A 9938-nucleotide genomic window follows, 5' to 3' on the forward strand; every position below is an offset into this window, starting at 1 on the left:
GCCTCCTCTTGTCGATGTTGTGGGTCTGTCGGCAGCATAGCATGTGCAACGCCATATTAAAGACAGTTTCACTTGAAATTGTACACAGTTTACGAAAGGGCTTTTCCTCTGACCAGGAACTGAGCTACAGACTGGATTCTTCGCATGATATGGAGCCGGATTACGGGCAACCGTTTCCTTTCAACGAAAGCCGCCGATCATTTTTCGTGGGGATTTGATTTACAAACCACAAAAGCTTTTGTATACAATCACCCATAAGGTCGCATCGCCTTCCAGCCACTAACGACCTCGCATCTCACTAAGGAAAAACAATAAATGAGCGCCGACTATTCTCGTGACCTCATCGGCTATGCCGGCAACCCACCCCATCCACACTGGCCAGGCAATGCGCGCATCGCGCTTTCGTTTGTCCTGAACTACGAAGAGGGCGGCGAGCGCTGCGTGCTGCACGGCGACAAGGAATCCGAAGCCTTCCTGTCCGAGATGGTCGCCGCGCAGCCGCTTCAGGGCGTGCGCAACATGAGCATGGAATCGCTCTACGAATACGGCAGCCGCGCCGGCGTCTGGCGCCTGCTCAAGCTGTTCAAGCAGCACGACATCCCGCTGACGATCTTCGCCGTGGCGATGGCGGCGCAACGTCATCCGCAGGTGATCAAGGCCATGGTCGCCGAGGGTCACGAGATCTGCAGCCACGGCTATCGCTGGATCGACTACCAATACATGGACGAGGCGCAGGAGCGCGAGCACATGCTCGAAGCCATCCGCATCTTGACCGAACTCACTGGCGAGCGCCCGCTGGGCTGGTACACCGGTCGCACCGGGCCGAACACGCGCCGGCTGGTGCGCGAGGAAGGCGGTTTCCTCTACGACTCCGACACCTATGACGACGACCTGCCCTACTGGGACCCGCAAAGCACCCCGGAGAAACCGCATCTGGTGATCCCCTACACCCTGGACACCAACGACATGCGTTTCACCCAGGTGCAGGGCTTCAACAGCGGCGACGACTTCTTCACCTACCTAAAGGATGCCTTCGACGTGCTCTACGCCGAGGGTGCCGAAGCACCGAAGATGCTCACCATCGGCATGCACTGCCGGCTGCTGGGGCGCCCTGCGCGGATGGCTTCGTTGCAGCGCTTCATCGAATACGTGCAGAGCCATGAGCAGGTCTGGTTCGCCCGCCGCGTCGATATTGCCCGCCACTGGCACATCACTCACCCCTTCAAACAGGAGCGCGCGAAATGAGCCGCTTTCAGACGATCAAGCCGTCCAGCCTCGAGCGCGACACCTTCGTCGCCGCCTTTGCCGACATCTATGAGCACTCGCCCTGGGTCGCCGAACAGGCCTATGACCTGGGCGTCGATGAAACCTTGGACAGCATTGAAGTGCTGCATCAGCGCATGTCCCAGATCCTGCTCAAAGCTCCGCGTGAAACTCAGCTGGCGCTGATCAACGCTCACCCGGATCTGGCTGGCAAGGCTGCCGTGCGCGGCGAGCTGACCGCTTCCAGCACCTCGGAACAGGCCGGCGCCGGCATCCATGAATGCACCGCCGAGGAGTTCGCCCGCTTTACCGAACTCAACACCGCCTACAAGGACAAGTTCGGCTTCATCTTCATCATGGCGGTGAAAGGCAGCAACCGGCACCAGATCCTCGCCGCATTCGAGGAGCGTCTGCACAACACCCCGGAACAGGAATTCGCCCGCGCCCTGAGCGAGATCAACAAGATCGCCCTGTTCCGCCTGCAGGCGATGTAAGTCCGCCATCGAATAACAGTGAATTGAAGAGTACCCAGCCATGCGCACACTCAAGATAGAGCCGTTGACCAAGGAAGCCTTCGCGCCGTTCGGTGATGTCATCGAAACCGAAGGCAGCGAGTTTTTCATGATCAACAACGGTTCCACCCGCCGCTATCACAAGCTGGCGACGGTCGAGACCGCGCAGCCTGAAGACCAGGCGATCATCAGCATTTTCGCAGCCGACATGCTGGAAATGCCGCGCGTGATCCAGATGCTGGAACGTCATCCGCTGGGCAGCCAGGCGTTCATACCGCTGCTCGGCAACCCCTTTCTGGTCGTGGTCGCGCCCGCTGGCGATGCACCTGTACCGGGCAATGTCCGCGCCTTCCGCAGCAACGGCAGGCAGGGCGTCAACTACCACCGCGGCGTCTGGCACCACCCGGTGCTGACGATCGAAAAGCGGGATGAATTCCTGGTGGTCGATCGCAGCGGTTCTGGCAACAACTGCGACGAGCATTTTTTCAACGAGGATGAGCTGTTCCTCGACCCCCACCGGGACTCGGAGTGAGCGCTGCGCTGGCTACGCTACGGGTCGAATAACAAGAAATAACGGTCGGTTCGCCGGCCGCGCAAGAGGTAAAAAATTGTGGACGCACATCTGACCGAATGGCTGAACCTGGGTATTCGCTGGATTCACATGATCGTCGGCATCGCCTGGATCGGTGCCTCGTTCTACTTCGTCTGGCTGGAAAACAACCTCAACCGCAGCAATCCCCGAGAAGGCCTGTCGGGCGATCTCTGGGCGATTCACGGCGGCGGCATCTACCACCTTGAAAAGTACAAGTTGGCACCGCCGCAGATGCCGGAGAACCTGCATTGGTTCAAATGGGAGGCCTACACCACCTGGCTGTCGGGCGTCGCCCTGCTGATGGTGGTCTACTACCTCAACCCCAGCCTGTACCTGGTTCTGCCAGGCAGCGGCATGTCACCTGCAACCGCAGTGGCCATCGGTTTCGGCTCGCTGATCGTCGGCTGGTTCATCTACGACCTGCTTTGCGACTCGCCGCTGGGCAAGACGCCAGCACTGCTCGGCCTCGTCCTGTTCGTGCTGGTGATTGCCGCCTGCTGGGGCTATTCGCAGATCTTCAGCGGTCGCGCGGCCTACATCCATACCGGCGCGCTGATCGGCACCATCATGGTCGGCAACGTGTTCCGCATCATCATGCCGGCCCAGCGTGCGCTGGTCGCGGCCATCGAGCAAAACCGCACGCCGGACCCGCTGCTGCCGGCCAAGGGTCTGCTGCGCTCGCGCCACAACAACTACTTCACCCTGCCGGTGCTGTTCATCATGATCAGCAACCACTTTCCGAGCACCTACGGTAGCCAGTACAACTGGCTGATCCTGGCGGCACTCGGTGCGTTGTCGGTACTGGTGCGCCACTACTTCAACACCCGTCACGACAGCAAACGCTTCGCCTGGGCGCTGCCGGCCGCAGCTGTCGGCATGATCTGCCTGGCCTTCGTCCTTTCGCCCAACCGCCAGCCAGTGCCGCAGAACCTGGCGCCGACCACACCGGAACAGGCGAGTGTCACCGAGCGGAAAAGCGGTGCTGCGAACAACGGCGAGTTCAGCAAGGTCAGCAGTGTGATTGAAGAGCGTTGCACCGTCTGCCACTCGGCGAATCCCACCAGCCCGCTGTTCAGCGCGGCACCGGCCGGGGTGATGTTCGATACGCCTGAACAGATCAAGCAGATGGCAGCGCAGATTCATGCGCAGACCATCGCCAGCCAGATCATGCCGCTGGGCAACATCACCCAGATGACCCAGGAAGAGCGTGACCTGCTGGCCAACTGGATCGCACAGGGGGCGCAGATCAACTGACCACCGCTTCACAGGCCGCACTTTCGAGTGCGGCTTTTTTTCGTCTATCTGTCCCGCTATGAGCAAGGTTTACAGCTTTTCCCAGGCCTTCGGGATAACTGGACAATGGCGCAGCCAGCGACATAACAGACTGACACCAGCGGCTCTCCGGCACTCTCAACCAACCATTGAGCCAGCTCCCGGCAACGCCCTCGGGCCCATTTGCCGCCGGTCGGCCTTCGTCAGTAATTGTGCACAATATTCAATTTGATTGTTTAACAACCTGTTCACAGGTTGCTATAGTCGGAACATCCTGACCGCGCGAACAGCTTTCGCCATCAGAGAAAGAGGCACCTACAACCTCGAAAGCCCATGACCGAACAATAACTAATGGCAGGCTTGACCATGACCGCAACCGAATCCAGGAGCGGTGACGCTCCCAATCAGGACCTGATCTATCAACTCGAAGATCGTCCGGGTCCACTCCCTGCAACCTTTGCTGCAATTCAGCATGTGCTGGCCAGTTTCGTTGGCGTCATCACCCCCACCCTGATCATCGGCAGCGTGCTTGGTCTGGGCGATTACGTGCCCTATCTGGTGAGCATGGCGCTGTTCGTTTCCGGCATCGGGACGTTCATCCAGGCCAAACGGATCGGCCCGATCGGTGCCGGCATGCTTTGCCTGCAAGGCACCAGCTTCGGCTTTCTCAGCGTGATCCTGGCGGCCGGCTTTATCGTCAAGGGTCGTGGAGGCAGCCCGGAAGACATCCTTGCGACGCTGTTCGGTGTCGGCTTTTGCGCCGCCTTCGTGGAAATTGCGGTCAGCCGCTATATCCATCGCCTGCGCCGGGTCATCACGCCAGTGGTCACCGGCACCATCATCTGCCTGATGGGCCTGTCGCTGATCAAGGTTTCAATGACCGATATCGCCGGCGGATACGGCGCCGAAAATCCCGGCGCACTGCCCAACCTGGCACTGGCCGGGCTGGTGCTCGGCACCATCATTCTGCTCAACCGTTTCGGTATTCCACTGCTGCGGCTATCGGCGGTGATCGTCGCCCTGGCGGTGGGCTACTTTGCCGCATGGATGATGGGCATGGTGGATTTTTCCAGCCTCGCCGCGCTGCCGTCGATCAGTGTGCCGCAGCCGTTCAAGTTCGGCTTCGCCTTCGACTGGATGGCGTTCATCCCGATCGCCGTGATTTTCCTGATCACGCCGCTGGAGACTGCAGGTGACCTGACCGCCAACTCGATGATCTCGCGCCAGCCGGTCAAGGGCCCGCTGTACATGAAGCGCATCAAGGGCGGCATTCTGGGTGATGGCTGCAGCTCGCTGCTGGCCGCGACCTTCAACAGCCTGCCGATGACGACCTTCAGCCAGAACAACGGCGTGATCCAGCTGACCGGCGTCGCCAGCCGTCATGTGGGCCTCTATATCGCCGCGATTCTGGTCCTGCTGGCGCTGTTCCCCGTGGTCGGTGGCGTACTGCAGCTGATGCCCAAGCCGGTTCTCGGCGGCGCCACGCTGATCATGTTCGGTACCGTGGCCATCGCCGGAATCAAGATCCTCGCCGAAGCGGGCCTGAATCGCCGTAACATGCTCATCGTTGCCATCTCGCTGGGCCTGGGTCTGGGCGTGGCCGCCGTGCCAGACGTATTGAGTCAGCTGCCCGAAGTGTTGAAGAATATATTCGGCTCACCGATCACCATTGGCGCCTTCAGCGCGATCCTGCTCAACCTGTTCCTGCCGCGGGAATCGGAGGAGCTGGACGACTATGATCCCGACAACCTGATCGAGGACTCGATTGGCACCAACACCCTGGCGGTTAACATCCCCGATTATTCGAAGACCGCGCAAAAGGCGACAAGCAACAGCACCAAAGAGCACCTGACACCGACGGGCTGATCGCCCCTGCACCTGGGCACAAGTTGCCCAGGTGCATCACCGCGTTCAAAACAACAAACAAAAGGGTATCAACATGAAGTTCAAGCTCGCTCCGCTTTCACTGGCGCTGGCCGGCAGCCTGCTCGCTGCACCGGCTTTCGCCGAAATGCACTGGCAGAACAACAGCCTGACCTATCTTTATGGCAAAAACTTTTCCGTGGACTCGGGTGAGGATGGCCGCGAAGCCGCCATCCAGCAGACCATCACGTTCGAACATGCCAGCGGCTGGAACTGGGGCGACATGTTCCTGTTCGTCGACCACAAGTGGTTCAACGGTCACTCGGGCAATGACGGGCGCACCTACTATGGCGAGTTCAGCCCGCGCCTGTCGCTGGGCAAGGTCACCGGGAAAGACCTTTCCTTCGGCCCGATCAAGGACGTGCTGATCTCCGCTACCTACGAGCGCGGCGAAAGCCTGGCCGATGGCACACCGAACCAGAACTACCTGCTCGGTCCGGCTGTGGATCTGGACGTGCCGGGCTTCGACCGCTTCGCCCTCAACACCTACTACCGCAAGCCCGACGGCGCCACCGGCAAAGCCAGCGGCCAATGGCAGATCACACCCACCTGGGCCATGACCATTCCAGTGGGCAAGTCCGACATCCTCTTCGATGGCTACATCGACTGGGTAGTCAACGACGCGGGTTCCAAGAACCGGGGCGACTACGTGGCCAAGAACCTGCACATCAACCCACAGGTCAAGTACGACCTGGGCAAGGCTCTGGATAAGAAGGCAGGCATGCTCTACGTCGGTATCGAATACGACTACTGGAGCAACAAGTACGGCATCGAAGACAGCGGCGCCTTCAACACCGACAACAACGTGGTCAACTTTATCGTCAAGGCGCACTACTTCTAAGTTTCGTCTTGCCGGATACGACAAGGGCGGCCTCGGGCCGCCCTTTTTGGTTAGAGCGCACAGATTCTATAGCCGGAAGCTGCCCATCTGCCGATTGAGGTCATCCGCCAGCCGGCTCAGCTCACGACAGCGCTCCAGGCAGCCCTGCACTTCACTCGCCGTGATCTGCGCCAGGTCGGCAATGCCCTGGACGTTGTGGGTGATTTCCTCGGTGACGCTGCTCTGCTCCTCGGTCGCCGCAGCCACCTGGATGTTCATGTCGCTGATCGCTTCAATCTGCTCGGTGATGGTGGCCAGCGACTGCCCGGTGCGCTGGCTGGCCTGCACACCGGTTCCGGTCGCCGCCTGGCCGGCATGCATCGAGCTGACCGCAGTCTCGGCGCCCTTGTTGAGGCTCTGGATCATCTGCTGAATTTCATTGGTCGAGGCCTGGGTACGACCGGCCAGGGTGCGCACTTCATCGGCAACCACGGCGAAACCACGGCCCATTTCACCTGCGCGTGCCGCCTCGATGGCCGCGTTAAGCGCCAGCAGGTTGGTCTGCTCGGAAATCCCGCGGATCACCGCCAGCACCTTGTCGATGGTCGTGACCTGCCGGGCGAGATCGGTTACCGCATCGGCCGCCTGACCGATCTCGCTGGACATCTGCTCGATATGTGCAATGGATTCGCCCACCACGGTACGCGCCTGCATGGCTTCGCTGCGTGCCCCTTGCGAGGCCTGCGCCGCGTTGCTGGCGTTACGCGCGATCTCCTGCACTGTCAGCCCCATTTCATGCACAGCGGTGGCAACCATATCGGTCATCTCGTGCTGGCGACCAGCACGCCCTGCCGTGTTATCGACCACCTGCGACACCTGCCCTACCGCGCTACGCAGCTGTTCGCTGGTATGCAGCACGTCTCCGATCAGTTCACGCAGGCTGCCGATGAAACGGTTGAAACCACGCGCCAGATCGCCCAGCTCGTCGGCCCGGCTCTCATCCAGACGCCGCGTGAGATCACCACCGCCGCCACCAATCTCGACCAGGGCGCTGGTGACCTGGCGAATCGGCTTGACCAACCCGCGCGCCAGCAGCACCACCAGGAAGAGGAAGAACAGCGCAATGCCCAGGCCGATCAGGCTGGTGGTCCACATGGTTCGCTGAGCTTCGCCAAATATCTGAGCTTCCGGCACTTCGCTGACGAGGACCCAGCCCAAGCTCTCCAGTGGCTGCGCCAGCGCCAGGAACGCTTCGCCTTCACGCTCAAAGCGTACCGTTTGCCGTTCGCCGGCCAGCAGGCGACCTGCCGCCTCAGGCCCCATCAGCCGGGCAAGATCGGTGCTGTCGTTGTATTCGCTGCTGGGGTGAACCTTGACCCGGCCATCGGCCCCAACCAGATAGACCTCGCCGCGCTCACCGAAGCGAAAACCGCTGACCAGCTCGGACATGTGTTTCAGGCTATAGCCCAACCCGGCAATACCCAGCTTCTGGCCATCGACACTGATGCGCTGATTGATGAACAGCGTGGGTTGTCGTGTGGCCTTGTCGATATCGATTTCAACACGGCTTTGTGCATGGCCGTCGATCAGGCTGTAGAACCAGCTATCACCAGCGATACTGCGGCTCAGCGTTCGTGCCAGACCGTCTTCAGAGTAGTAATGACCGCTTTGCAGCACGGCTATCGAGGTGGTCAGCGCACCCTGCTGCGCCTTAACCCCATCCAGATAGCGGCTCATCGCAGCCGCCTGCTCGTCACTCTCGCCCTCGCGCAGCCACTCCTGAACCAGGGTGTTGCCGGCAATACCCGCAGCAGCCGTGATCGGCGCCATCAGGGTACGTTCGATGTCATTACGGATGGCGGTGATATTGGCCGGCAGGGCTTCGCCGATCAGATAACGCTCGGCCAGGCGATTGACCGCCGAGGAATACACCAGAATGACAATCAACATGCTGGTCAGCAGGGCCGCGCCCATACTGACGATCAGCTGCCACTGGATACTGCGTTGCATAAAGCGCATGGCGTAGCCCTCATTTTTCTTGTTGTATTAGCTTCATCTTAAGATTGCATACAATTATTAATGTCTCTTGAAGGTTATCGGCGCTGCCAGCGATAGCCTTAATACCGGTCGTCCGAAGAAAAGAGGCATACGTTCGCACGCACAGCTTGTCGGCACGCCTGTTCTGGCGGCTTGTCACGCCGAACAGGATTCATTGCCGGAAGATTTCAGGCGGCACCCGACGACAGGCGCCCAGGCCAACCTGGCCGTACTTCTGTGTACAATCCGTGGTTCCAGCTAGCGGCACTCGACTGATCAAGCCGCTGCTCCTTCCTTACAAGGCTCTATCGGAGGAATTCCATGCCCACGGTTGTCTGGTGGTTGCTCGCCCTGCCCTTGATCGCAGGAGCCATGTTGCCGCTGCAAGCCGGCATGAACGGCGAAGTGGCTCGTCAGCTATCCAGCGTAATGAATGCCGCGCTGGTTTCCTTTGCGGTCGGCACGCTGGCGCTGCTCGTCATCGTGCTGGCCCAGCGTGACCTGCCGAGTGTGCAGGGGCTGCGCGGGATTACCTGGTGGCACTGGAGCAGTGGTCTGCTTGGCGTCTTTCTCATTGCCACCGCGGCCTTCGCGGCACCGCGCGTAGGCGCTTCGCTGTTCATGGCGCTGCTGCTCGCCGGACAGTTGCTGATGGCGCTACTGCTCGATCACTTCGGCTGGGCCGGCTACCGACAGGCGTCCATCACCCTGAGCAAAGCCGGTGGCATAGCTCTGATCCTCGCCGGTGTCTGGTTGATTCGTCGCGGCTGACCGGCTTGAGCGCTGCCGGAAACGGGTGCTAGCATCCCGGCCAGGCCAGCCGGCCTGTCGTAGCGAATCGAATAGGCCCAATGTCCAGCATCCGAGAGCGCAACAAGGCGTTGATTCTGCGCGCCGCCAGCGAAGAGTTCGCCGAAAAGGGTTTCGCCGCCTGCAAAACCAGCGATATCGCCGACCGCGCAGGCCTGCCCAAGCCCAACGTCTACTACTACTTCAAGAGCAAGGAAAACCTCTATCGCGAGGTGCTGGAAAGTATTGTCGAACCCCTGCTCGAAGCCTCGGCACCTTTCAACCAGCCCGGCCATCCAGCTGACGTACTGCGCGCCTATATCCGCACCAAGATTCGCATCTCGCGCGAACATGCAGGGGCTTCCAAGGTCTTCGCCAGCGAGATCATGCACGGCGCGCCGCACCTGTCCGCCGAACGCACCGCGCAACTCAACGCCCAGGCCGCGCACAACATCGCCTGTATTCAGAGCTGGATCGACCAAGGGTTGATGGCAAGGGTCGACCCCAACCATTTGCTCTTCAGCATCTGGGCCGCGACCCAGACCTACGCCGATTTCGACTGGCAGATATCAGCCGTGACAGGAAAAGCCAGACTGGACGACGCCGACTATGAAGCCGCCGCCGAGACCATCATCCGCATGGTCATCAAGGGCTGTGAGGTGCAGGAGCCGGCGTAGGGTGGATCATGGTGCACCGCGTCCACCGCACGGTGGCGCGGTGGATGTAGAAA

9 protein-coding genes are annotated in these 9938 nt (G+C 60.5%); 8 read left to right on the forward strand and 1 reads right to left on the reverse strand.

Going from position 1 to position 9938, the window contains the following annotated elements; all coding sequences use genetic code 11:
- Nucleotides 1–315 precede the first annotated feature (315 nt).
- From puuE to NAV32_RS14310, 6 genes are all read left to right on the forward strand, one after another.
- Complete coding sequence (gene puuE, locus NAV32_RS14285; RefSeq protein WP_256053461.1) at nt 316–1245, forward strand: allantoinase PuuE; 930 nt, start codon at nt 316–318, stop codon at nt 1243–1245.
- Nucleotides 1242–1757, forward strand: a complete 516-nt coding sequence (gene uraD, locus NAV32_RS14290; RefSeq protein ID WP_256053462.1) for a 2-oxo-4-hydroxy-4-carboxy-5-ureidoimidazoline decarboxylase — start codon at nt 1242–1244, stop codon at nt 1755–1757. Before puuE ends, uraD begins: the two co-directional genes overlap by 4 nt.
- Nucleotides 1758–1797: 40 nt before the next feature.
- Nucleotides 1798–2307, forward strand: coding sequence for an ureidoglycolate lyase (locus NAV32_RS14295; protein ID WP_256053463.1), 510 nt, complete (start codon nt 1798–1800; stop codon nt 2305–2307).
- Between the two features lie 78 nt (nt 2308–2385).
- Nucleotides 2386–3621 (forward strand): urate hydroxylase PuuD, encoded by a 1236-nt coding sequence (locus tag NAV32_RS14300; RefSeq protein WP_256053464.1) that lies wholly within the window; start codon nt 2386–2388, stop codon nt 3619–3621.
- Nucleotides 3622–4005: 384 nt separating this feature from the next.
- On the forward strand, nt 4006–5505 hold the full coding sequence (locus NAV32_RS14305; RefSeq protein ID WP_256053465.1) for a uracil-xanthine permease family protein: 1500 nt from the start codon (nt 4006–4008) through the stop codon (nt 5503–5505).
- A 73-nt stretch (nt 5506–5578) separates the two neighbouring features.
- Nucleotides 5579–6403, forward strand: coding sequence for an outer membrane protein OmpK (locus NAV32_RS14310; protein WP_256053466.1), 825 nt, complete (start codon nt 5579–5581; stop codon nt 6401–6403).
- 66 nt (nt 6404–6469) lie between these two features.
- On the opposite strand, the gene NAV32_RS14315 is transcribed toward NAV32_RS14310, so the two are convergent.
- The gene (locus tag NAV32_RS14315) at nt 6470–8401 is read right to left on the reverse strand and encodes a methyl-accepting chemotaxis protein (protein WP_256053467.1); all 1932 of its coding nucleotides are present in this window, start codon (nt 8399–8401) and stop codon (nt 6470–6472) included.
- Between the two features lie 339 nt (nt 8402–8740).
- On the opposite strand from NAV32_RS14315, the gene NAV32_RS14320 reads away from it, so the two are divergent.
- Both NAV32_RS14320 and NAV32_RS14325 read left to right on the forward strand, forming a co-directional pair.
- Complete coding sequence (locus tag NAV32_RS14320; RefSeq protein ID WP_256053468.1) at nt 8741–9190, forward strand: DMT family transporter; 450 nt, start codon at nt 8741–8743, stop codon at nt 9188–9190.
- 80 nt (nt 9191–9270) lie between these two features.
- On the forward strand, nt 9271–9885 hold the full coding sequence (locus tag NAV32_RS14325; RefSeq protein ID WP_256053469.1) for a TetR/AcrR family transcriptional regulator: 615 nt from the start codon (nt 9271–9273) through the stop codon (nt 9883–9885).
- Nucleotides 9886–9938 lie beyond the last annotated feature (53 nt).

Origin of the sequence: Stutzerimonas stutzeri (assembly GCF_024448695.1) — a bacterium.
GTDB lineage: Bacteria > Pseudomonadota > Gammaproteobacteria > Pseudomonadales > Pseudomonadaceae > Stutzerimonas > Stutzerimonas stutzeri_T.